The organism is Methyloprofundus sp., assembly GCF_965251085.1.
Classification (GTDB): Bacteria; Pseudomonadota; Gammaproteobacteria; order Methylococcales; family Methylomonadaceae; genus Methyloprofundus.
In genome coordinates this window covers 4,523,860-4,545,153 of sequence record NZ_OZ252594.1, presented here as the reverse complement: position 1 = coordinate 4,545,153, position 21,294 = coordinate 4,523,860, and the positions used below count along the sequence as shown (strand labels likewise).

Genomic DNA, 21,294 nt, shown 5'->3' with positions numbered 1-21,294 from the left:
GATCGGTTGGACAAAGAGGGCTGGCAAAGCGGCAGTAAAAACCTAATAACCACTTAGCTAGACAGGTTAATGAGAGTCAAAATATGGGCTTGCAGGATTTAGGTATCAATGTTAAAATAATTATGCGTATCTACTTAATACACTTGTATAAGTAGACTGCAGAGGACTAAACTTAATGGAATTAGATCAAGATTAAGCTACTACAGTTTATCCTAGAAAAATTAGTTGGGAGCGGAATTATAGTGCAAGATATTGAATTAATATAACACTTTCAAAAAATCTTAGATTCACCCGTAGGTTAATCGGGCATTTTTTGGAAGTGCTGTGGAATCAAGAGCGTGTGCTAGAAACCGTGAGCAACTAATTTTTCTAGGATTATTTCCTTAAAAATTTATCCAGCTCATTCGCAAACGCTTGTCGGTCACTTTGACTTAATGCCGCCGGGCCACCTGTTTGTATTCCACTGGAGCGCAGAGTATCCATAAAGTCGCGCATATTCAGGCATTCGCGTATATTGTTAGCGGTATACAGTTCACCGCGATGATTCAATGCATAGGCTCCTTTTTCAATGACCTCGGCAGCCAACGGAATATCGCCCGTAATCACCAGGTCACCCGTGTTTACCCGGAGTACTATTTCATTATCCGCAACATCAAAACCACGGCCCACTTGAATAAATTTTATATGGCGCGAGGGTGGCAGGCGTAAATACTGATTGGCAACAAAAGTAATCATCACTTCAGTACGCTCGGCAGCACGGCATAACATGTCTTTAATGACCACCGGGCATGCATCGGCATCGATCCATATTTTCATATTATAAAATACCTTAAATAATAAAAAAGTGGTAGCCCGTATGGAGCTTGCGGAATACGGGAAAGGGGCTGCGTAGCATGGTTGGTTTTTTAATGATGGGGCTTGTGCTGGATAGGCTTAAGCCCGGGGAACTTTTCTGTAGCAAATTCAGTATGGCACTCAACACAGGCAGAGTTTAGCTTATAAAAATAGAAATTAACCAGTTCAGCATTTTGCTCTTGTGCGACGTGAGCTAACATGCCAGCTGAGTGGTGGAATGCCTGATCTTGTTTAATAAATTGCACAGGTAAGGATTTATGCAGGGCGTGGCGCTGAGCAGTTGTTAGCTGTTGTTTAAACAGATAACTGCCTTCTATATTTTTACCAATTTCGGCAACTTTATCCCAATCCCCACTGGCGATAGCCGGAACCAATGCCATCATACCTGTCTGGATCGCTTGCATTTCCTGTTGTAACAGTTTGCGAGTTTGTGTATCCAATTGTAACTGTGTCGTTTGTACGCTGGGTTCAGTTGCTTTTTCTTTATGGGTCAGATGAAAGTCAGTACAAGCCGTGATAAGTAAACTCAGAGAAATAATGCCAAGCTTTAGATAGGGATTCATGTTGCGTAGGGAGTGATTTTTGGGGTGATGAAAGGGCGGGCAATGCCCACCCCATTTTGTGATATTGCTATAAAGTTTATACGGAATACTTTATTCGCTGAGCTGAATGCTTACTCCGCTGATACAGCTATTTTCTGCTTCCAAAACTTTGGTCATAACCACATAGGTAATTGCGCTGGCAACAATCGCCGTGATCAGCACTGTTAAAAAAGTATTGCAGCTTCCGGATGTATCATGGAATGGTTCGACACCTTCGATAATTGCATTGCTGGCTTTTGTTTTGCCGTTTTCTTCAATTATATCGTAATGAATAATATCTCCGACCCGTGGGCGGCGGCTCATATTATTTAATGATGAGATATGAATAAAGACATCGTCTTCTTTGTTGTCACTTTCGGTTCTGATAAAACCGAATCCTCTATCATCTTTCCAGGCTGCGATAGCCCCTGTATACTCTTGTGTAGCCATATAAACCTCGTTCCTCGTTTCTTATGTCGTCGCGCCTGGCCCCTGATGATAAATGTAATCGGCAACGGGCGCACCACCCAGCAGATGTTCTTTTATGATTCGATCTAGTTTTTCGCTGGTAACATCATAATACCAGACTCCGTCCGGTTGTACGCAAATAAGAGGGCCGGATTTACAAGTTCCAAAACAGGTTGCTCTACTGCGCTTGACTCTAAGAGCCCCTTCATTGAGTCCAGACTGCTTGAATTTGTCTTTCAATTGATCGTACAGGGCTTGCCCAGCACTGTTTTCAGAACACCGCTCGCCGACACAAACCAGCAGGTGTCGAGTGTAGTCCATCATTTTAGGTTGGATTACTTCAGTCATCATTTTTCTCCGCTAGCGCTTGCCATGCCTGGGCATAGGCCTCCAGTTTATCGGTACTGAATGCGCCGTCTTGTTTGGTTATTAACAGTCTGAAAACTAGGTGACCTTTGTTGTCAATAAAGTTGACTCCATAAGACTTATCTTTACGACACGCCAGATAAGCTGAATCGACCTTGCTCCAGTTCACATGACAGTGGAACGCCTCAGTTTCAATATTCAACCAGTCACCGCGCAATTGAAAATCTTGCGCCTGGAGAAATAATTCAGTCACCGCACCTGCTTCGGCGCGCACGATACCGCGTAAGCGTCCCCATTGTTCACAGGATTTAACGACGTCATTAAGTTTTTCGCTTTGAATACGCACTGCTTTATGTTCGCCTGCGCTTTCTCCAGCGGCTATTGCATTCAGTACTTCGCCGATGACTACGCCAAAATACTCGGCAATTTTCTCTAAGGTTAAACCGGGATTATCCTCTACATACTGACGTAAACAAGCGTACCAGCCGTCCAGTCCCATGCTTAAAGAAATACCCGCCTGCTCACCATCTTTGGTCGCTCCGGTCAGACTGCTATATTTATTAGCATAACCGCGCGGGGTAATCATCAAGCCTTCTTTGATAAAGGTTGATGAATTACCAATGAGCACTGTGGTTAACATGCCTATATCACAATCGGACATTTCATCTAGGCGTACCAGCTGTATATTTTGTCTACGTCGATAAGCGGATTTAACAATGGCCACCGGAGTATCGGGGCGGCGATACCGTAACAAAATTTTCTGTGCTTCGACAATCTGCTGGGTACGGCGGCCACTTTTTGGATTGTATAAGGCAATGACGAAATCAGCATGTCCTGCCGCGTCGACTCGTCTGGCAATCACCGGCCAGGGCGTTAATAAATCCGATAAGGAAATTGAACAGAAATCATGTGTTAATGGCGCGCCGACCAATGAAGCACAAGTAGATAGTGCTGTACTCCCGGGCACTATTTCTACCTGGATGTCATCACTGGGTTTCCAACCTGCCTGTAACAAGACTTCATAAGTAGGCCCAGCCATACCATATACGCCAATATCACCCGAAGAAATCAAGGCGACAATTTTACCCTGTTGCGCTTGTTCATACGCTTCTACACAGCGATCAATTTCCTCGGTCATACCTTTTCTGACCACTTCTTTGCCATCAAGTAAGTCTTTAACTAATTTGATATAGGTGGTGTAACCAATCACTACATCGGACTCAGCTATGGCAGCCTTGGCTTTAAAGGACATATGTTCTTCAGCACCCGGGCCAAAACCGACTAAATATATTTTTCCGTTCATTTCTTTGTTCTCATTCTTACGATGGATACCGTTGCATTTTTACCATCTGCACCACGGTATTTATATTTTTCGACCAGCAAATCTTTCATATCCGATTCTGCTGCTAAAATCGCTGCTGCTTCAGAGACTGAGGGAGTTCCTACATATTTCATTACCACTGCTGACGGACTAGGAACTGGTACTTTGGCTAGCTGTTCCGCAGGATAAAAATGCAGCGGTAAATTGAGTTTCTCAGCTAATTGCAAAAATGCAATTTCATCCTGCTTTTTATCAATACTGGCCAGCGCCACAACTTGCCCAAGATCCAGACTAGCTGAATCCAGTGCTTGAGAGATTGCTGTTTCTATCGTGTTAAGAGGAGTGCCTCTATCACAGCCTAAGCCTAACGCTAATTTCATTCGGGCACTCTGTAAACCACCAGACTTTCATTCAATTGCTGCCAGAGGCTATCAGAAATTCCTTGATTCGTTACCCATAACACGGCTTTGAATTGGCCTAAGTCGACATCAGTAAAGCGATCAAATAAGTGGATATTTTTTGGTAAGGGCGTGCTACGCGTCCACCAATTTTTACTACCCGCTTCCTGGATAAAGGCAATCGGTTCTTCATTGACCACATGGGCAGAAACCCGAGTGATATTAATTTTAGGTGCTTCGACTTGCCAACCCAATTCACGACCTAAAATATCTACCGGAATGGTTTTACCTACATCCGAAGCAGTCGTTAATACCGGAGTTGCATCCAATAAACCAGCTAGCATTTCAGCACAGGCATTCGCGCCACCCACATGACCCGATAGCACTGGAATCACAAACTGTGCTGCATCATCAACGACGATAATGCCCGGGTCTTCATCTTTAGATTTTAAATATGGCGCAACTAAACGTACGACTGCACCCAGAGATACAAAGAATACCAGCTGGTCATAGTTATTGAATAAATTGGCAATTTGTTCACGAAACGGGCCACTATAAAACTGAGCTGGCTTTTTGCAGGTTTGCAGTAATTCACGGAACTTTTCCGAAACTAATACATCTGCATCAGGGAGTTTATTGGCAAGCTGGGCAACTTGATTTGCGCCATGTTTGGTGATGGCAACCAGAACGATTTTAGGAGAAGACATAATTTTACTGGATTATAAAACTGATTATTATAACCTAGTAAAACAGTAGGAAAAGGCCGGCAATGATAATTATTTATCACTTAGGAGCGAGGATTTAATAATACCCGAAAGTATGACGCAGGATTTTGGCATCACAGGCGTGCTAGGAAAACAGACGCATAGCAGACTACGCAACTGTTTTTCTAGTGCGACTGTGGAGTCAAAAGACAAGTCAGACTCGGGTATTATTAAATCCTCGCTCCTTAAGGCGAGTCGCCTAAATCTGCGACTTCCAAAAGTACTGCCTTTCCCCTATGGATTGGCAGTCTTTTGCATTGCAATATTTGAAGGGTTAGCGTTTTACTTCTTTTTCAATAAAAGTCTCGCCATCAATCACTAACTTGGAAATCCCGCCTACGGTTTCGTGTACAGTACACTCGGCTAATTTAAAGCTGTATTTATCATCTGATTTAGAAGCATCCCAGATCATAGTTACATAAGTTTGATGATCAGAAGGAGTAGAAGTAGGGAAATAAGTTTGATCACCGGTGAATTTTTTGACCGCTTTTGGGCATTTTAAATTCGCCATACGCTGCATTTGGGCAACCGTTCTAACCATCGCTGCATCTTCTTGTTGTTTAGGCGTTTGATCTTTATTTGATCCAACCATTAAAAAACCTATCGCAAACACAGCAATCACTGCAGCCATTAATTTCTGAGTACCATTCATAAATATCCTCTATTTTTGTTTTTAAGTGGAGTTTACTTTTTCCGGCAACCGCGGATAAGTTCCCCTCTTATTCTATGGGAATTATGTACCATTAGCAATGATAGATAATTGACTTTTTGCCCTCTTAAGCTTAATACATCATGGACAATTCGCTCTTCACTAGACCCAGCCTTTTCTATGAAACAAGACTGAGTTAATAAATTCTTATGTTCTAATAAGTCGAGTATATCATCAAGTAAGGGCTTTACCTTTAATAATATTAAGGTATCAAAATCACTTAACATACTCTCGATCATTGCTATGCCATATCCTGCTGGAATTATAGCGACAGTATCATCCGTATCGGCCAGGGGCATCTTCGCGCGTGCCGCAGCGGCATTAAACGAGCTGACACCTGCAATTGTCTGGATAGCAATATTTTCATCCAGCCCAGCGACCGTTTTTGCCAAATGCTGGAAAGTCGAATAAGTTGAGGCATCACCTTCGACTAAAAAAACCACATCATTTCCGGATTTTAATTTTTGTAAAACCTGCTCTGCCGCTTGTAACCAGTACTTAGCCAGAATTTTTCGGTCATGGGTCATCGGAAAAACCAGTTCAGTATGATTATCTGGCGGTATTAACCCAGCTTCCAGCACGATATTGAGCGCATAGCTCTTGCCCTTTTTTTTTCTCACCGGATAAGTCCAGTCTGCACCTGAATGCAATAAATCCCATGCTTTTCGAGTGATTAATCCGGGATCGCCCGGTCCTAAAGAAACGCCATATAAAGTAGCAGTCATCTATTTTTCACCATGAAGAGCATGAAGGACTTGAAGTTAGTGTTACTTTCACTTCATAGCAGTAATTGAAAAAAAGTACTGACGCAAAATTTATTGATGCTGACTTTAGGTATCTTGTAATACGAATTCCCTCCTTCATTATCTTCATTTCCTTCATGGTAAGAAAAATAATAGACATTAAGCGCTCACTCCATTCTCTTCTATTTTTTTCGCGCAAACTATCCACACTGGATTCTCGGCGCGCATTCTATTCATATGTAAAATTGGCTGGCTACGAGAGGCTTGTAATTGGGTAATATCCCAGTTTGCTCTGCTTTGTTTTAACACCTCTAGCGCCGTGCTTAAATTTTCTAAAGTTACAAAGTTCATTACCAAACAACCATTATTCTGCAACTTACCCAGGCAAAGCTTAATAAGCTCAGCCAGTTCGCCCCCTGATCCGCCGATAAACACAGCGTCGGGTGCTGGCCAGTCAGCCATTCCTTCCGGGGCTTTATTCTCGATCAAGGTGTAATTATGCAGCGCAAAAACACGCGCATTTTCATTTGCAATAGCGAAATCTGCAACATTTTTTTCCACGGCATAGACATGACCTTCGGAACACAGCTTAGCAGCTTCAATACCCACCGAGCCAGACCCGGCGCCAATGTCCCAAACGGTGCTCTGCGCTGTTAATTGCATTCTTGCCAGCGAAACAGCGCGCACTTCTCGCTTGGTGATCAAGCCTTTGTCTGGTTTACGCTGCTTAAATGCATCATCAGCATAACCAAAAATCAGTTCCGGCTGCCTCGCTTGAATCCGAGTCAAGATAACCACATCATTACCATTAAAAGGCTGCTCTGCTAATGCTGCGATACTTATATCCTGAAATATTTTTTCATCCGCACATAGCAGGTTTTCTGCAACCACCATGCTGAATAAATCTGCCATATTCTCCATTAGTAACATGCGAGCAATACGCGCGGGATTATTTTCCGGGCTAGTCAGAATCGCTAATTTATCGTGCTGGTTTATTGCTTGCAATAAAGCATAAAAGCCATGCTCAGTACCTGCCCCAGTTTGCCACTCACCCGCATCCTTATTATGTACCGAGCAGATTTTAGCATCTTGCCAAGCCAGACCTATGCTGGCAAAGGCTAATTGAACTGAAGAAATATTGGGTAGGATATCTAATTTCTCAGTACCCAGCTTTTTGCTTAAAAAACTGGCAATGCCATGACAAAGCGGGTCGCCAGTTGCTAACACCAACACCTTTTGTTGTTTCGCTAATGCGCTATTTATCCATTCAGGTACCTGGCTTAACTGCCCCGTTAAATCCTTGCTTTCCGCTGCGTGGATGGAGTCAGCAAATAATTCTAATACCCGTGTTGCGCCGATCACTAAATCAGCATTTTTTAAAGCATCTAATGCTGTAGAGGATAGGCCCTCAAGCCCATTATCCAAAACCCCTATAACCTGACACTTATTGCTTATAATCAACTAACTTCTCTCCGTCAAAATCACACATTAATATTCGATAGCTAAACACTTCGGGGTACCTTCCTTCAAGAATAGCGACTACGCGGGCGCATAATGCTTTATAAAAAGCCTCGGACAGGCCTAATTCATGCATCCGTTCTCCGGCAAACCTGGCCGTTTCACCCGCCGCTATTTCTGCACAAACTGATGCATCAGCACCAACACTCGCTGCAAGATCAGCTAATAACTGCGTATTCACTGGATTGCGCCGCGCATGAGTAATCACTTCTCCTTGCGCAATTTTAGTGACTTTGCCCACCATGCCGCCAATAATAATTTGTTTAATTCCCGCTTGTTGCGCGCTATCCAGAGCAGGGCCTAAAAAGTCGCCCATCTGCACAAAACAGGCAGGGTCCAATTCAGATAATTCACGGATAGTAAATTTCTCAGTACGCCCGCCCGTAGTTAGCACCACTGCTTGCTGGCCTTGATTGGCTGCAACTTCTACTCCTTGAACCACACTGGCGCGAAAAGCGGCTGTAGAATAAGGATGCACGATACCCGTGGTACCTAAAATGGAAATACCATCAATAATACCTAGCCGATCATTCAAGGTTTTCTTAGCCATATCCCGGCCACCAGGTACTGAAATAGTGACTTCTAGGCTGTTGGTTTGTAGCAATTCGCTGGCGACCTCGCGGATATTAGCTTCAATATTTTTGCGTGGAATCGGGTTAATGGCCGGCCCACCAACCTCTAAACCGAGTCCGCGCATGGTAATGGTTCCCACGCCATCACCTCCCTTTAACAGCACCTGATCAGTCAAATCACTTAATGGGCGCACATCGGCGGTCATATGCGCCTTATGCGTACAATCGGGATCATCTCCGGCATCTTTTATAACCACCGCTTGGGCATGGTCTGCAGCAACCGAACTTGCATGTACGGCAAATAAAACTCTCTGCCCATTCGGCAATAAAGATTCGATCTCGCTGGGCACTTTTCCTGTTATTAGACCTATAGCTGCCGCCCTGGCAGCCGCTGCAGAGCAGGCGCCTGTGGTATAACCTTTGCGTGTACCTTTGGGTTTTTTAGGTGTCATTAGCGCTTATGGATAGTAGAGCGGACTTGAGTCCGCTAATACAGACACAGAGACTGCATGAGTCTGAACTATTTATGGAGCCTTATTTTTATAGCAGACTATAGCATAATTAGTCTAAGTGCTACTCTCAAACTCAGGTATACTTTTCACAAATTTTTAACGGCAAGGAAAGATCATGACTGCAAAATTACTGACTAGCGCCTTAGCAGCGAGTTTACTACTCAGCTGCGCGACATCTCCGACAGGGAGAAGCCAATTGCTATTAATGTCTGAGGTTGAAATGGAACAAATGGGTGCGCAATCCTTTGCCGCCTTAAAAAAGGATATGCCGATTGAGCAGGATGCAACCATCAATGCCTATGTGCGCTGCGTGGCTACCGCTATTACTAATGAAGTAGGTGGCGACTGGGAAGTGGTCGTTTTTAAAGAGCCTTCGGCAAATGCTTTTGCTCTGCCTGGCCGAAAAATTGGTGTGCATACTGGGCTTTTAGCCGTTGCGCAAAACCAGGACCAATTAGCGGCGGTGCTAGGCCATGAAGTTGCTCATGTTTTAGCTAACCATGGAAATGAGCGTGTTTCGCAAAAAACAGCGGTGAATCAAAGTTTATCGATTTCTCAGGCAGTCATTAACCCACAATCTGAATTAGGCCAGACAGGTATGGGCTTATTAGGGCTGGGAGCGGAATATGGCATTATCATGCCCTTTAGTAGAGCGCATGAATCTGAGGCGGATATATATGGTTTAAATTTAATGGCATCAGCAGGCTTTAATCCCCAGGAAAGCGTGACACTTTGGCAGAATATGGGCAAGGCTGGAGGAGAAACGCCGCCTGAATTTATGTCGACACATCCAGCGCATGAAACCCGCATTACTGATTTGCAAAAGCAGATGCCGAAGGCATTGAAAATACGCCAGCAGGCGCAAGCTAAAGGCAAAAATCCGCAGTGCCAATAATCCTAAAAACCGCCGTTGAACGCTATAAAACACTCTAAGTATTTGAATGTAACACGAATGATCGAATCTATTTATCACCTGATAGGTGAACAGACCCCGCTTCACGGTTTTGTGAATAAATCTGAGCACGAAATACTGCGTTACAAGTCAGTCCAAGGGCTTCGGCCATTGCCTGCGAGTTGCGCCTTGTCTTTCGCACTCAGGTTTTCCACAAAACTGTGCTCAACTGCGGTTTCTAGGATAATGCTTTTTACTAAGGCAACTCGCAATATGGGTGGGTTATTTATTGCGCGTTACCTTATTGGCTTGCTCGGCAAGTGCTAATAGGGCATGAATAGCTGCGACAACGAGTGTTGATCCGCCTTTTCGCCCCTGGGTAATAATCCAGGGGATATCCTGTAATAATGCGGTTGCTTCCTTAGATTCCGCTGCAGAGACAAAACCAACTGGCATACCAACAATTAAGGCAGGGCGCAGATTTTCTTCTTTGATCATACGAATGACTTCGAGTAATGCGGTCGGTGCATTACCCACAGCAACGATACTATTGCCCAGTAAATCCAGGCGTTGCGCCTTGCGCATTGCCTGTACCGCACGCGTGCTGTTCTCTGCTTTTGCCTGAGTAATGACATCCGCATCGGAAATAAAGTGATGCGTGCTTACGCCAAAATGGCTTAAGCGTGGCTTGGACAAACCCACACAGATCATTTCTACATCGGCAACAATATTAGCGCCTTGATTAATGGCATTTAATCCAGCAGAAACTGCATTTGGGTGAAATTTGGCGAGGCCATTAAACTCAAAGTCTGCCGTTGCATGAATCATTCTACGCACGATATTCCATTCAGACACAGAGTAGTTATGATTGCCTACTTCTTGGTCTACAATAGCAAATGAATCATGCTCAATTTTTTGACCGGCCTGGGTCATTTGTTCTGTTATGGTGTTCTGTTGCATTTTTTTTCCGATAGTTCACTATGCAAATATCATAGCAGTTATGGATAAATCAATGCACTAAAAATGGCTGTAGAACATCACTGGCTTGTTCACAGGAAATCGTTGTTTGCTCATGTTCCAGTAAATATTGTGCAAACGATTGAATACACTTCCAGTTATTTGGTTCATTAATAAAGTGAAAGGCTTTGTTATAGAGTTCGCTGATTTTTAATTCACGCTCAGTCGCATCTGGAATAAAGTATTCTAAATAACGATACGCTTGTTCCAGGTCGAGATGCCCACCGTAATTTTTTAAAGCTCCAATGTTCACCAAGTGAGGGTTAAAAATTTCACCATCGCGTAGAGCGACATATTTAGCCTCTGCCAGAGGGCCCGTTAATAGATTGATAACATCCGCTTCATAAGCTTTTTGTAAGCTTTGCTGCTCAGCTTCGGAACCCAGTTGATTATTTTCTATTTCAGCGACCGGTAAATTATCAATTAAGCGCCCGCCCAGCACCTGGGCAAAATAGGAATGATGGTCTTGCTGTTCCTTGTTGATAACAATCTCAAAATAAACGGGCGGCAAATTTTGTTGTTGATTACGCAAAAATATTGCAACTACATGTCCTGCTTCATGAAATACAATATGTTTAAGCAATTCTTTAGGGCAGGTAGGGGTATTGGGGAGTAAGTGATTAGTTCGCTTCATAATGGGTAAACCCTTTAGAAAAAAAATGCGGCCATTACAGCCGCATTAGAGGAAGGAGATAGCTCTGATATCCAGAAAGGATCGCATTCAAGAGTTGGACATAGTTTATGTGAACTATTTCTCTTTGCAAATGTGGCATTTTGACGCGCGACAATTTGTCGCCAAGTTTGGCATAATAGCTGCTTTATATATCTAATTGCCAATAGAAAACTCTTTAATATAGCTATCTCTCTGCACATTTCCGCAAATCAACAAGTTAAATCACTTGAAACTTTGTGGCATTTAACTTAATCACCCTGATTTAATAAAAAATTCTGTTTTAAGGGGGTTGCAAAAAAATCCTTTATATTATTTTTCGCTGCAATCCTTGCGGTAAAATTACTGACAATTTTCCATTTGTAGCTATACTTCGCGCGGTCACGGATGCGTATTTCTAGCGGCTGAGTTTTTGCCGATAGCTAGTTGCTGAAACCGTTACGTAACTATCGACAAAAATCAGCTCACTATATAACCGCATCCGTAACCGCGCGAAGTATAGTAGCGGACATAACTCCAGAAAAGTCATTTCATGAAAATCTCCCTGATCATCCCGACTTATAACCGTTGCTTACTACTTAAGCGTGCGCTGCTTTCGGTATTCCAACAGAGCAGGCCTCCCGATGAAATCATTATTGTCGATGATGGCTCCACAGATAATACGCTGCAGATGCTTAATGACGAGTTCCCGCAAGTCAGCATTATTACGCAAACAAATAAAGGCGTAAGTGCCGCTAGAAATATTGGCATTCAGCAAGCTAAAGGTGATTGGGTCGCTTTTCTGGATTCTGATGATACCTGGCTGGCAGAGAAACTAACAGTTCAAGTCAGGGCTTTGCAACAGGCCTCTGAATTAAAAATCTGTCATAGTGAAGAAATCTGGATTCGCAATGGCGTTAGAGTGAACGCTATGCACAAACATAAAAAAACAGGTGGCTGGATTTTTGCTGAATGCCTGCCCTTATGTGCCATGTCACCATCATCTATCATCATTCATCGCTCGGTTTTTGAAGATGTCGGGCTGTTTGATGAAGACCTGCCTGCTTGCGAAGACTACGATCTATGGTTACGGATTAGCGCAAAATACCCAGTCTTGTTTATAAAGCAACCACTGATAAAAAAATACGGTGGACATGAGGACCAGCTTTCTCATAAGCACTGGGGCATGGATAGATTCAGAATCCAGGCTTTAGAAAAAATCATTTCCCAACCTGATTTAAGCGAAGAGAATAAACATCTTGCGATACAAATGCTGCTAAAAAAGGCAGCTATTTTTAGAAATGGGGCATTAAAGCGCGGCAAAATCGACTCTGCACATCACTACCAGCAATTGCTTGATAAATATCTGACTAGAAAAATCAGTTGAGCACTATAAATTCACGCTCAACTGATTTTTCTAGGGTAAACCTAACTCTAGTTAGTCTTAATAACGCGAGCAATGACGTGTTAGCGAGGAACTATTTTTTCGTAAACTGATAAATATCGCCATATTTCGCTTTGAGCGTCATATTTTTATCATCCTTATTGATCAAAGTAAATTTATCAAACCTACCTGCTCTACCCAAAATAGCAATGTTTAATGTACTCTCTGAAAGTTCATAATTTACCGGTAATTGATCATAATAGCTTCCATTGCGTGGAATATGCGTAATAGTGACCTTACCATTTTTAAATATCCAAGTGTCTTCCCGCGTTAATGTTTCCAGTGTTTTTTCAGATCTTTTAGTGTAATCCAGCACCCACGATCCCTGAATATTCTGCTCAGTTAATGGCATACTTTCAGCATATACATTGCTGCTCATTAATAAAAAACCTGCTAAAGCCATACCTAAATTTATTTGTTTCATTTTATTTTATTTTATTTTTCAATTTAATTCATATCGAAAAACGATTGTACGCGCTCAATTTAAAAAAAGTATTTTATATTCTAATTTGCATTGCAAATTGGGAATAACGGGAGATAAATGATCTTGTTTTTGTTATGCATCCAGCTCAGCAAATACATCTTTGGCACCCATTAAAGCGTTGGTTGCAGCTGGAAATCCGCAATACGCTATCATTTGAGTAATCACCTCAACCACTTCTTTACGGGAGGCGCCACAATTGAGTGCAGCATGCACATGAATTTTTAGCTGAGGTGTCGCGAAGCCTTGCACTGTGAGGGCCGCAACGGTACATAATTCACGCGTTTTATCGTCCAGAACATCTCGTGTATAAAGCTCACCAAAAGGAAATTCAACATTGACTTTTGCAAATTCCGGTGAAATTTCCTTTATATTTTCTATATAGTGATCTGCTTCAGGTCCCAGATGCTTACGCATCTCTTGCATACCTTTGCGATAAAGTTCATTAGCCATTTTTTTCTCCGTATGATTCAGGTGATATATTCTTCAGGGCAGCCTATAGACTCAATGCTGTTGACTTAAGCCCTCTCTTGCTGGAGAGAAACTGTGTTTAAAATCAAGCGTTTATGCCCCCCCTCATCGTAAATATTCGACCAACACATACTACCTGGAATCAGCGAGTTAGGTGGCTTCTAAACTGACGACACAGCGGATAAAGCCATAAGTCTTTGATGGGTACGCTTTGTTTACCAGCAGGTCCCAACTTGCCGCGCCCTTTGGTTTTACCTACGTAGATCCAGTTGGCGGCTTTGTAACAAGTCCCTGCAAATCGCTCGGTATCAACAAAAGTTTCCAGTAACACCGGACGGATGCCATAACGCTCTTCCCATTGTGTAGGAAGGCGACGAGCTATCATGGATAAAATAGTGGAAGCAAGATTTTTGGATTTCACCCAGGGCATAATCAGAAAACGGGCATTGTTCACGACTAACGGCAGGTTTTTTTGCCGCTGTTCGTGGCTCCAGCCAATAAACTGATCACGTGGTGCCGTTTGCCAGGCGGCCGCACTAAAACCGAGCGCTGCAATAATTTGCTCGTCGAGGATGACGAAGTAGCGAAGCTGTGCGCCGGGTAGCGGCTTGTGCCCCAGGTAGTGGTAGCGATGTATGTACTCATTCCATAGTCGTGAATGATCACGGGTGATGACTGGACAAAGCTGGATGGCCGCAAGTTCATGAACAGGCCGGAGGATCGCTGGTTGCGGGTCCGTCTGTTCAGTAAAGTTGAGTTTCTGTCGCGGGGGTGGTTTGCGCCGTGGTGGCGGCAGAGCGATAAGTCCATCTTCTGCCATGCGCAGCATGGCAACACGGCATGACATATCCTTGAGCCCCCCATCAGGCTTGTACCAATCAAGCATCCTGCAGGTCAGGCGCGAAAGTTCGGCACGCGTGCGCCCAGCATCCTCGGCAATCAATTTCCGCATCTGTTCCAGTTCCTGCTCGCTAAAGTTTCGTCCACAATACCGTGTCATGGTGATTGGGGCTGTTCTGACTCGAGTGGAGTCGCAGTCAGTTCAGGCAAGGGTTTGCTCAACTGCTGTTTGCGCGACTCGCTCATCATCCAGGGAATAAACGGGCGGATGTCTGAGGGAGGCTGCCCACCATTATTCGCACAGGCATCTAGATAGTCGTGAAGCCAGTGATGTGGGTTCAATCCCCATAACAGGATTGTCTGAAACAGTGAAAACATCATGGCTGCCAGTCTGGCACTCCATTGACTCTCCCTGAACCATAATAGTTTTTACGCCCCATACCGGGATTACGCATACGCCGCTCGGCGATATTGTTGTCCATGGGCACCTGGGGATTAGCCACAAATACCATCAATCCTTTCCCGTGGTTATTCAGGCTGTTTAGGATCTTGCATTGAATGCGCTCTAGGTTTTTGTTCTCTTTCTCCGCTTCCAGTAAATGCGCGTAGCGCTCTTTCATCTTTTGGCTTGCCTGTGCAAGGGCTTGATGGTGTTGCTTGAAGTCTTGATTCTGGGTTTCCAGGCTTTTTGTTTCGTCCCACTCTTTCAGGCGTTGCTTGTTAAGATGATAGAGTTCGGCAATGAGTTCGACCCAATCAAGCATCCATGCTTCAAGTTTCGGATAGCTTCTGGCGGCATCCAGAAAGTCACGGCGGACATGTGCCCAGCAGAAAGCCAGTATGATCTGTGGAATTTCCCGTGCCAGCCGAATGTAACCTTTATAACGATCACAGACCACAATGACCTGTTCCAGGTGTTTATCCAGTCCGGAAAAATACTTGATGGGTATATCACCACTACGGCTAGGTGCCAGTATGTAATAGACTACCGAACGGGACTGAGTGACCCACAACCACCAGCGGTAGCCCGTTTTTCCCTCTATGATTTCAAACACTTTCCAGCCGGTTTCATCATTATGGAATAGATCTTCGGTGAGTTGTTTTTTAACCAGTTCATTGACGAGCGGTTCGAATAGCGGAGCTATCTTCTGTAATCCACCCGTGAGTGTGCCAGGGGCAATGCATAGACCTCGATGTGTGTAATCTGTACACAAATTATTGAGTGCTCGTGAGAACAGAAACTTGTTAAGCAGAACTTCTCTCCATACCGAGATGCCAATACCACTTTTGGGGATAAGACGTGGTGCAGGAGGAGCCGTAATCAATCCGGTGACTCCCTCGCATTGACAGCCCTGAACAGTCACCTTTCGTTTGACACGACGAATATAGCTGTTAACCTTTATTTCAACAATATTTGAATCCTCTGTCTGTGACAGAAGCTTGTAGGGTTTTGTACAAACTAGGCACAACGTGTTTTCAGCAGCAATGTCATGCTCTTCTTCAATAATCGGCAAATCAGGACGGGGAGTGCGCCCGTGTCCCTTGCTACCTTTTTGCTGGCCACGAGGCCGAGGTGTATCAGTATGATTATGTCTTCCAGAACTATTTCTCTTGGCAACGCCTTTTTCAGTTTTTTTGCCAAATAGGCGTTGTTTCAAGTCTCGAATGCGTGCCTGTGCAGATTCAAGCTCTAGCTTAAGATCTTCATTTTTCTGTTTGACCTGGTGATACTGTCCTTTCCAATAGTTTGCATCCCATTTAAGCTGTATATACTCTGCTTGTGTCAGTTCAATGACAATTTGAGCAAAGGGAGACTTTGTGATTTCTCCTGTCTCTATGCGTTGCGGACACGCTGCTGAATGTTGGGAGGCACTTTCCATGAACACCTTTATACAGGGTTTTGGATGATGTGTCCCGTACTCTTTTTATTTATTGCTGTATAGATGGGTTAGTCGAATATTTACAACTTAATGACATTGGGGTATTACCGCTTAGCGAAAGCCGCAAGGTTTAGTCTCGATTGAAGAGCAATGGGTTAAGTGCCATTATTCATAATGGCGATGAGCCGCACGTAGGGAGGGCCGGAGAAAAACTAGCCCTTACCCGATTTAGCCTTGTTAATTATACAAATCAACGCTCAAGACCTGATTCAATAAACGAAAATGTTTATCTAAAGAGTAGACCTTACTACCATTCTGCTTTGCATTTTGGGCAATAATTAAATCAGGAATTCCTACCCCATTTGCGCCACCCTCCAAATATTTTACTTGAAATTCAATGAGTTAATGTCTAGTGGAGTTTTATTGATTTCATGCAGTAATTCGATTACTTACAGTTGCTTTTTTATCTTTAGATAGGGCAGTAACTCTGCCAACACAATCTCGTTGATAACAATGAGATTTTCATCTATTAGTAAATCTAAGTTTTTAGAATCACCATTAATCCGAAAATAATCAATTCAGACTGATGTGTCTACTAATACTTGCACTAATGACGATCTCTGAGCTCATCAAGATTAAGGTCTATATCAATTTTCCCTTGATAATTTTTGAGATCAGAAATTTTCGATTTTTTAACCCATTCTTCTAATGCCCGAATAATGACCCCTGTTTTTGTCTTTACATGGGTTACTTTCATTGCCTCAATAAGTAAATTCTCTGGTAAATCAGAGTAGTTCTCATATGCCCTCCGTAATATAGATGCATACAATATTACGACATCATGCATAACTTTTCAAGAGACTGAGACCATGAATTAACCAGCTTGTTTCACATCAAAAACTTGGCAAACTACTGGCTTATTTTCTCCGCAATAAACTACACATAAGAAGAGCTTGGCGGGTTGAATGCCAAGTTATAAAAAATTGAAAAAGCATCGCATTCAACTTACAAACCAGAATTTAATTTTACTCTAACTTCAGTTATTAGGAATAAACTCTATGCTTTGGGATATACAAACCAATAGATTTAGGCTAGATAAAAAATCTTATTTTGTTAAAAGTCATATAGATACATTGAAACTTACATCAATCGATACCGGCCCATTGGTTTTCTCATTTTTTCAAGTGAGCTTGATCTGAATAAAATATTGGAAGTAGAGCGGCGCTTTAGCCCGCCGGTATCGCATAATAGTGTCAGCCTAAATTCGCAATTCGGGACCCCGCGCTCTTTTTTGCACATTTTGTATTGATCACCATGAGCAGACTCTGTACGAACGAATCTGAAAATTTGTTGAATAGCCTGTTAAATTTGCAACCCGACGAAATGGATCCGAAACAAACAATACAAGCGAACTATTAAAAATAGCCTGGCGACAATGTCGAGGCATCTGGAAGATATTATGTTTGTTCCAGCGCGCTGCATTAAAAAAGTGATGGATGACATTGTCAGCTCTATTTCACGAAATCATCAAAAAGTGAGGCCGGGTCGATCCTATGTGAGAAAATCGAAAAAGCCAGTGAATAAATGGCGGGGGTGTGAATCGACAGCTTAATGTAGACCTGAAGTGGGAGTGGGCAAAGTGATTTCTCATACTATCGTATTCGTGCGGACTCTTAACCGAATGGGGTAATGGCTTAAGCGAATGCCATTGCCGTATACGGCGCTGTGGGAAGGGGCTACTTGAGTAGCTCCCTATCCCGATTAGTTTTTAATTTTCACTACACTTCTTAAATAGCAGAATGTTTATTAATTTTTTCTTGTTTCAAAAAATTTTCTACCGCTTCTACTACCCATGAGTTTATGCTTGTTTTTGTTAATGCAGCCGATTCAGCAATATTACTATGTAGCTCTGGGGTTAAACGTAAACTAAATTTACCTGAGAAAGGTTTATCAGGGGATTTTTTTTCTTGCTCACACATTTCAAGATAATCATCTACAGAATCGTGTAATGCTAATTTTAACTCATCTATACTTCTCCCCTGAAAAGTAACAATATCTTTAATCCCAATGACTTGACCATGAAAAATATCTGAATCGTCATCATACTCAAAACACCCTTTATAGCCTTTATGTTGCATCATTTTGTACTCCAATTTTTGTTAAAAATTCTCTTACAGAAATTACAGCACCTTTATTTGTCTCTTTTTCTGGGTGTGGTCTATGAAATACAGCAAAAACACCATTTTTCATCACCCGTACTCGTGAACCTCGACCTTCAGTTATTTTACAGCTTGAAGTAATAAATAATTTTTCAATATCACTCCAAATAATTGATGATGCTACAGGACTTGAAAATATTGCTCTTAATGTTTTAAGGTGCTTATTATTCATAGGACTAAGAATAGCACCTACCCTATTCAGTGTCAAAATATGGTATCAAAACGACTGAATCAGCCGGCGCTGGAAGGTATATGATAAATTTCAACAACGTCACTGAAATTCGATATAAAACTGACCTAAAAAAACGAACTGCGCTTCCAGCGGTCGGCTGGGTGACCGTGTTGGACGAAGCCGCTATCGCGGAGAAAAACAGCGCATCCCTTAAATTTAAAGTGTAACCTCATTGCCTGTTATATGCATAACAGGTAACTTGTAAGCTCATCCAACTAACAATAATGAGGTTACACTGTTATGACACCATCGATAGAGCTTAAATTCAACCATTATTATATCCAGCACTGTAAGCATTTAAAGCTTAAGGGACTGCAACCCAAAACCATTGACGCTTATTCACGCGCTATTCGCCGTATCGGGGAACACTTTCAGGGGCATCTGGATAACTTAACGCAAGATCAACTGGTGGATTATTTTCATGCTCTTTTAAGCCGCCTTTCCTGGAGTGCCGTGAAACTAGATCTCTATGGTCTCAAGTTTTTCTATACACATGTGCTACAAAAGCCGTGGGTTGATGTGCTAATGATTAAACCACCACGATGTACGCGTATACCCGATATTGTCACTGTGGTTGAAGCACAACAACTGTTTATGTCGACCCGTAATCTAAGCTATCGAGTTTTTTATTTTACGATTTACAGTCTAGGTTTACGTTTGGGCGAGGGCTTAAGCCTGAAAGTAGGTGATATTGATGCGACACGCATGCGGGTACATATTCGCAATGCCAAAGGCAATAAGGATCGGCTTGTGCCTTTGCCTGTGAATACCTTGAAGGTGTTGCGTAAGTTTTGGGCTGTGCATAAAAATCCAGTGCTGGTATTTCCCAACCGTGCCCGGGGTCTAAAAGGTGCACATCTTGCTGAATCCCCCCTTGATCGCGGTGGCATCCAGAAGACAATCCGTCTTGTGACGCAAGAAATGGGACTAAAAAAAAGATTTCCTGCCACTCGCTGCGCCACAGTTACGCCACTCACCTGTTAGAAGCCGGGGTTGATTTAGTTGAGTTGCAGAAGATTCTGGGCCATACCAGTTTAGTAACCACGGCTCGCTATACGCATTTGACCGATATTACCGATGAGAATGCAGAGCTGCACATTAATCAGTTAGTCAATGACTTTTCTATTCACTGGGGGCAGATTTCATGATAACCCTAGCTGCAGTGATTGATCAATTTCAGTCTGACTTTTTAAGCGAGTATCAATCTCGTTTACGCTCCAATCAGATCAGTGCATTACATGCCATGAAGAGCTGTCGGACACAGCTGAGTCCTGTGATGCAGGTTAACTGTGCAGACTGTGACTATCAAACCTTTGTGCCTCATTCCTGTGGCCAGCGTAACTGCCCGCATTGTCAACATCATGAGAGTCAACAATGGATTGAACGACAGGTACAAAAACAAGTCCCTGCTGATTATTTTATGAATACCTTTACCTTACCTGCGCAGTTAAGGTCGTTAGCCAGGCAGCATCCGCGGTTACTTTACAGTATGATGTTTGACTGTGCCTGGGCGACTTTACAGAGTTTTAGTAAAAATGATAAGCAGTTGCAAGGCGATGCCGGGGCGATTGCTGTCTTACATACACACTCACGCGAATTAAATTATCATCCGCATATTCATGTCATTATGCCTGCGGCAATCGTGGATAAAATCAAGAAGCTCTGGCGCACTAAGGAAGGCAAATACCTGTTTCATCATAAAGCACTAGCAAAAGTATTTCGTGCAAAGATGCTAGCGCGTATGAACGAAGAAAAGTTGCCATTTCCCACAGCTATTCCGGAAAAATGGGTGGTCGATTGTAAGTTTGTCGGTGCAGGCGATAAAGCATTGATATATCTGGGTCGATACCTGTATCGTGGTGTGATTCGTGAACAGGATATCTTATCCTGCCAAAATGGCAAAGTAACCTACCGTTATCAAGACAGCAAAACCAAACGCTATCAAACCAAAACGGTATCGGGGGCTAAATTTCTGTGGCTGGTGCTGCAACATGTTTTGCCTAAAGGCTTTCGTCGTGCGCGCAATTATGGCTTTTTACATCCGAATAGCAAGGGTGTTATTAAGTTGATTCACTCCCTGCTAAAGTTTGACCCGACGAAGATATTGCGTGCACTCAAAGTACGGCCGGCATTCAGTTGCAAATGTTGTGGCGGGGCGATGGTTGTTGGGCGTCGGCAAATACCCAGGGTGGAAATAATGTTTCAGCCTTTGCCAACTTAACAATTGGAATCACTAGCGCTTATGTAAATTTAAACACTTCGACCCAGGCTATCAGCGGATTAAATGCTGAGGGAGTTGCTTGGGCTAAAATCGGAGATTAAGGCAGAATTTTGCTCCGATACTTGGACTTTGAGAGTTGAC

At 43.1% G+C, this 21,294-nt stretch carries 24 protein-coding genes and 1 pseudogene; 4 read left to right on the top strand and 21 right to left on the bottom strand.

Annotated elements, in window-relative coordinates; translation table 11 throughout:
* Nucleotides 1-375: 375 nt before the first annotated feature.
* The 11 genes from ACQY3F_RS21460 to ACQY3F_RS21410 all read right to left on the bottom strand — a co-directional run bounded on the left by ACQY3F_RS21460 (nucleotide 376) and on the right by ACQY3F_RS21410 (nucleotide 8,747).
* Complete coding sequence (locus ACQY3F_RS21460) at nucleotides 376-816, bottom strand: YaiI/YqxD family protein (protein WP_428357133.1); 441 nt, start codon at nucleotides 814-816, stop codon at nucleotides 376-378.
* Nucleotides 817-905: 89 nt separating this feature from the next.
* The gene (locus ACQY3F_RS21455) at nucleotides 906-1,418 is read right to left on the bottom strand and encodes a hypothetical protein (protein ID WP_428357131.1); all 513 of its coding nucleotides are present in this window, start codon (nucleotides 1,416-1,418) and stop codon (nucleotides 906-908) included.
* A 90-nt stretch (nucleotides 1,419-1,508) separates the two neighbouring features.
* On the bottom strand, nucleotides 1,509-1,886 hold the full coding sequence (locus ACQY3F_RS21450; protein WP_428357129.1) for a cold shock domain-containing protein: 378 nt from the start codon (nucleotides 1,884-1,886) through the stop codon (nucleotides 1,509-1,511).
* 21 nt (nucleotides 1,887-1,907) lie between these two features.
* Nucleotides 1,908-2,255 (bottom strand): (2Fe-2S) ferredoxin domain-containing protein, encoded by a 348-nt coding sequence (locus ACQY3F_RS21445; protein WP_428357127.1) that lies wholly within the window; start codon nucleotides 2,253-2,255, stop codon nucleotides 1,908-1,910.
* A complete protein-coding gene (gene cobJ, locus ACQY3F_RS21440; protein ID WP_428357126.1) occupies nucleotides 2,245-3,573 on the bottom strand; it encodes a precorrin-3B C(17)-methyltransferase in 1,329 nt (442 codons plus the stop codon). Before cobJ ends, ACQY3F_RS21445 begins: the two co-directional genes overlap by 11 nt.
* A complete protein-coding gene (locus ACQY3F_RS21435; protein ID WP_428357125.1) occupies nucleotides 3,570-3,971 on the bottom strand; it encodes a cobalamin biosynthesis protein in 402 nt (133 codons plus the stop codon). Before ACQY3F_RS21435 ends, cobJ begins: the two co-directional genes overlap by 4 nt.
* Nucleotides 3,968-4,696, bottom strand: coding sequence for a cobalamin biosynthesis central domain-containing protein (locus tag ACQY3F_RS21430; RefSeq protein WP_428357123.1), 729 nt, complete (start codon nucleotides 4,694-4,696; stop codon nucleotides 3,968-3,970). Before ACQY3F_RS21430 ends, ACQY3F_RS21435 begins: the two co-directional genes overlap by 4 nt.
* Nucleotides 4,697-5,027: 331 nt before the next feature.
* Nucleotides 5,028-5,405 (bottom strand): hypothetical protein, encoded by a 378-nt coding sequence (locus tag ACQY3F_RS21425; protein WP_428357121.1) that lies wholly within the window; start codon nucleotides 5,403-5,405, stop codon nucleotides 5,028-5,030.
* A 32-nt stretch (nucleotides 5,406-5,437) separates the two neighbouring features.
* The gene (cobI, locus tag ACQY3F_RS21420) at nucleotides 5,438-6,187 is read right to left on the bottom strand and encodes a precorrin-2 C(20)-methyltransferase (protein ID WP_428357120.1); all 750 of its coding nucleotides are present in this window, start codon (nucleotides 6,185-6,187) and stop codon (nucleotides 5,438-5,440) included.
* Nucleotides 6,188-6,364: 177 nt separating this feature from the next.
* Entirely contained in the window at nucleotides 6,365-7,630 is a 1,266-nt protein-coding gene (cbiE, locus tag ACQY3F_RS21415; protein WP_428357118.1) for a precorrin-6y C5,15-methyltransferase (decarboxylating) subunit CbiE, read from the bottom strand.
* A gap of 19 nt (nucleotides 7,631-7,649) precedes the next feature.
* Entirely contained in the window at nucleotides 7,650-8,747 is a 1,098-nt protein-coding gene (locus tag ACQY3F_RS21410) for a cobalt-precorrin-5B (C(1))-methyltransferase (RefSeq protein ID WP_428357117.1), read from the bottom strand.
* A 175-nt stretch (nucleotides 8,748-8,922) separates the two neighbouring features.
* On the opposite strand from ACQY3F_RS21410, the gene ACQY3F_RS21405 reads away from it, so the two are divergent.
* A complete protein-coding gene (locus ACQY3F_RS21405) occupies nucleotides 8,923-9,702 on the top strand; it encodes a M48 family metallopeptidase (RefSeq protein WP_428357116.1) in 780 nt (259 codons plus the stop codon).
* Between the two features lie 279 nt (nucleotides 9,703-9,981).
* On the opposite strand, the gene ACQY3F_RS21400 is transcribed toward ACQY3F_RS21405, so the two are convergent.
* A complete protein-coding gene (locus tag ACQY3F_RS21400; RefSeq protein WP_428357115.1) occupies nucleotides 9,982-10,632 on the bottom strand; it encodes a precorrin-8X methylmutase in 651 nt (216 codons plus the stop codon).
* A 76-nt stretch (nucleotides 10,633-10,708) separates the two neighbouring features.
* Nucleotides 10,709-11,350: a hypothetical protein gene (locus tag ACQY3F_RS21395; protein WP_428357114.1), complete on the bottom strand. Its 642-nt coding sequence runs from the start codon at nucleotides 11,348-11,350 to the stop codon at nucleotides 10,709-10,711.
* A 568-nt stretch (nucleotides 11,351-11,918) separates the two neighbouring features.
* Between ACQY3F_RS21395 and ACQY3F_RS21390 the strand changes: the two genes are divergently transcribed.
* Nucleotides 11,919-12,752, top strand: a complete 834-nt coding sequence (locus ACQY3F_RS21390; RefSeq protein ID WP_428357113.1) for a glycosyltransferase family 2 protein — start codon at nucleotides 11,919-11,921, stop codon at nucleotides 12,750-12,752.
* Between the two features lie 91 nt (nucleotides 12,753-12,843).
* Here the strand turns inward: ACQY3F_RS21390 and ACQY3F_RS21385 are convergent, their stop codons facing one another.
* From ACQY3F_RS21385 to ACQY3F_RS21350, 8 genes are all read right to left on the bottom strand, one after another.
* The gene (locus ACQY3F_RS21385) at nucleotides 12,844-13,233 is read right to left on the bottom strand and encodes a hypothetical protein (protein WP_428357112.1); all 390 of its coding nucleotides are present in this window, start codon (nucleotides 13,231-13,233) and stop codon (nucleotides 12,844-12,846) included.
* A gap of 132 nt (nucleotides 13,234-13,365) precedes the next feature.
* Complete coding sequence (locus tag ACQY3F_RS21380; protein ID WP_428357110.1) at nucleotides 13,366-13,743, bottom strand: carboxymuconolactone decarboxylase family protein; 378 nt, start codon at nucleotides 13,741-13,743, stop codon at nucleotides 13,366-13,368.
* Between the two features lie 160 nt (nucleotides 13,744-13,903).
* Nucleotides 13,904-14,761 carry a Druantia anti-phage system protein DruA gene (locus ACQY3F_RS21375; RefSeq protein WP_428353163.1) on the bottom strand — a complete coding sequence of 286 codons (858 nt, stop codon included), beginning with the start codon at nucleotides 14,759-14,761 and terminating at the stop codon, nucleotides 13,904-13,906.
* On the bottom strand, nucleotides 14,758-14,982 hold the full coding sequence (locus tag ACQY3F_RS21370; RefSeq protein ID WP_428357109.1) for a hypothetical protein: 225 nt from the start codon (nucleotides 14,980-14,982) through the stop codon (nucleotides 14,758-14,760). Before ACQY3F_RS21370 ends, ACQY3F_RS21375 begins: the two co-directional genes overlap by 4 nt.
* The gene (gene tnpC / locus ACQY3F_RS21365; protein WP_428357108.1) at nucleotides 14,979-16,481 is read right to left on the bottom strand and encodes an IS66 family transposase; all 1,503 of its coding nucleotides are present in this window, start codon (nucleotides 16,479-16,481) and stop codon (nucleotides 14,979-14,981) included. The genes ACQY3F_RS21370 and tnpC overlap by 4 nt, the downstream gene beginning before the upstream one ends.
* A 607-nt stretch (nucleotides 16,482-17,088) precedes the next feature.
* Nucleotides 17,089-17,328, bottom strand: a complete 240-nt coding sequence (locus tag ACQY3F_RS21360) for a type II toxin-antitoxin system VapB family antitoxin (protein ID WP_428357107.1) — start codon at nucleotides 17,326-17,328, stop codon at nucleotides 17,089-17,091.
* A gap of 940 nt (nucleotides 17,329-18,268) precedes the next feature.
* Nucleotides 18,269-18,622, bottom strand: a complete 354-nt coding sequence (locus ACQY3F_RS21355) for a type II toxin-antitoxin system HicB family antitoxin (RefSeq protein ID WP_428357106.1) — start codon at nucleotides 18,620-18,622, stop codon at nucleotides 18,269-18,271.
* Complete coding sequence (locus ACQY3F_RS21350) at nucleotides 18,609-18,872, bottom strand: type II toxin-antitoxin system HicA family toxin (protein ID WP_428357104.1); 264 nt, start codon at nucleotides 18,870-18,872, stop codon at nucleotides 18,609-18,611. Before ACQY3F_RS21350 ends, ACQY3F_RS21355 begins: the two co-directional genes overlap by 14 nt.
* 300 nt (nucleotides 18,873-19,172) lie before the next feature.
* Between ACQY3F_RS21350 and ACQY3F_RS21345 the strand changes: the two are divergent.
* Together ACQY3F_RS21345 and ACQY3F_RS21340 are read left to right on the top strand one after the other, a co-directional pair.
* Nucleotides 19,173-20,080 (top strand): annotated as a pseudogene (locus tag ACQY3F_RS21345) (tyrosine-type recombinase/integrase).
* Nucleotides 20,077-21,153 carry an IS91 family transposase gene (locus ACQY3F_RS21340; protein ID WP_428352924.1) on the top strand — a complete coding sequence of 359 codons (1,077 nt, stop codon included), beginning with the start codon at nucleotides 20,077-20,079 and terminating at the stop codon, nucleotides 21,151-21,153. Before ACQY3F_RS21345 ends, ACQY3F_RS21340 begins: the two are co-directional and overlap by 4 nt.
* Nucleotides 21,154-21,294: the final 141 nt, after the last annotated feature.

Bases quoted from the DNA above. Each gene is read 5' to 3' on its own strand.
- ACQY3F_RS21405 (WP_428357116.1), top strand. From the start codon at position 8,923: ATGACTGCAAAATTACTGACTAGCGCCTTAGCAGCGAGTTTACTACTC.
- ACQY3F_RS21360 (WP_428357107.1), bottom strand. From the start codon at position 17,328: ATGCATGATGTCGTAATATTGTATGCATCTATATTACGGAGGGCATAT.
- ACQY3F_RS21425 (WP_428357121.1), bottom strand. From the start codon at position 5,405: ATGAATGGTACTCAGAAATTAATGGCTGCAGTGATTGCTGTGTTTGCG.
- ACQY3F_RS21410 (WP_428357117.1), bottom strand. From the start codon at position 8,747: ATGACACCTAAAAAACCCAAAGGTACACGCAAAGGTTATACCACAGGC.
- tnpC (WP_428357108.1), bottom strand. From the start codon at position 16,481: ATGGAAAGTGCCTCCCAACATTCAGCAGCGTGTCCGCAACGCATAGAG.
- ACQY3F_RS21395 (WP_428357114.1), bottom strand. From the start codon at position 11,350: ATGAAGCGAACTAATCACTTACTCCCCAATACCCCTACCTGCCCTAAA.
- cobJ (WP_428357126.1), bottom strand. From the start codon at position 3,573: ATGAACGGAAAAATATATTTAGTCGGTTTTGGCCCGGGTGCTGAAGAA.
- ACQY3F_RS21435 (WP_428357125.1), bottom strand. From the start codon at position 3,971: ATGAAATTAGCGTTAGGCTTAGGCTGTGATAGAGGCACTCCTCTTAAC.
- ACQY3F_RS21370 (WP_428357109.1), bottom strand. From the start codon at position 14,982: ATGATGTTTTCACTGTTTCAGACAATCCTGTTATGGGGATTGAACCCA.
- ACQY3F_RS21355 (WP_428357106.1), bottom strand. From the start codon at position 18,622: ATGATGCAACATAAAGGCTATAAAGGGTGTTTTGAGTATGATGACGAT.
- ACQY3F_RS21455 (WP_428357131.1), bottom strand. From the start codon at position 1,418: ATGAATCCCTATCTAAAGCTTGGCATTATTTCTCTGAGTTTACTTATC.
- ACQY3F_RS21340 (WP_428352924.1), top strand. From the start codon at position 20,077: ATGATAACCCTAGCTGCAGTGATTGATCAATTTCAGTCTGACTTTTTA.
- ACQY3F_RS21450 (WP_428357129.1), bottom strand. From the start codon at position 1,886: ATGGCTACACAAGAGTATACAGGGGCTATCGCAGCCTGGAAAGATGAT.
- cobI (WP_428357120.1), bottom strand. From the start codon at position 6,187: ATGACTGCTACTTTATATGGCGTTTCTTTAGGACCGGGCGATCCCGGA.
- ACQY3F_RS21460 (WP_428357133.1), bottom strand. From the start codon at position 816: ATGAAAATATGGATCGATGCCGATGCATGCCCGGTGGTCATTAAAGAC.
- ACQY3F_RS21385 (WP_428357112.1), bottom strand. From the start codon at position 13,233: ATGAAACAAATAAATTTAGGTATGGCTTTAGCAGGTTTTTTATTAATG.
- ACQY3F_RS21390 (WP_428357113.1), top strand. From the start codon at position 11,919: ATGAAAATCTCCCTGATCATCCCGACTTATAACCGTTGCTTACTACTT.
- ACQY3F_RS21430 (WP_428357123.1), bottom strand. From the start codon at position 4,696: ATGTCTTCTCCTAAAATCGTTCTGGTTGCCATCACCAAACATGGCGCA.
- ACQY3F_RS21380 (WP_428357110.1), bottom strand. From the start codon at position 13,743: ATGGCTAATGAACTTTATCGCAAAGGTATGCAAGAGATGCGTAAGCAT.
- ACQY3F_RS21350 (WP_428357104.1), bottom strand. From the start codon at position 18,872: ATGAATAATAAGCACCTTAAAACATTAAGAGCAATATTTTCAAGTCCT.
- ACQY3F_RS21400 (WP_428357115.1), bottom strand. From the start codon at position 10,632: ATGACCCAGGCCGGTCAAAAAATTGAGCATGATTCATTTGCTATTGTA.
- ACQY3F_RS21375 (WP_428353163.1), bottom strand. From the start codon at position 14,761: ATGACACGGTATTGTGGACGAAACTTTAGCGAGCAGGAACTGGAACAG.
- ACQY3F_RS21445 (WP_428357127.1), bottom strand. From the start codon at position 2,255: ATGATGACTGAAGTAATCCAACCTAAAATGATGGACTACACTCGACAC.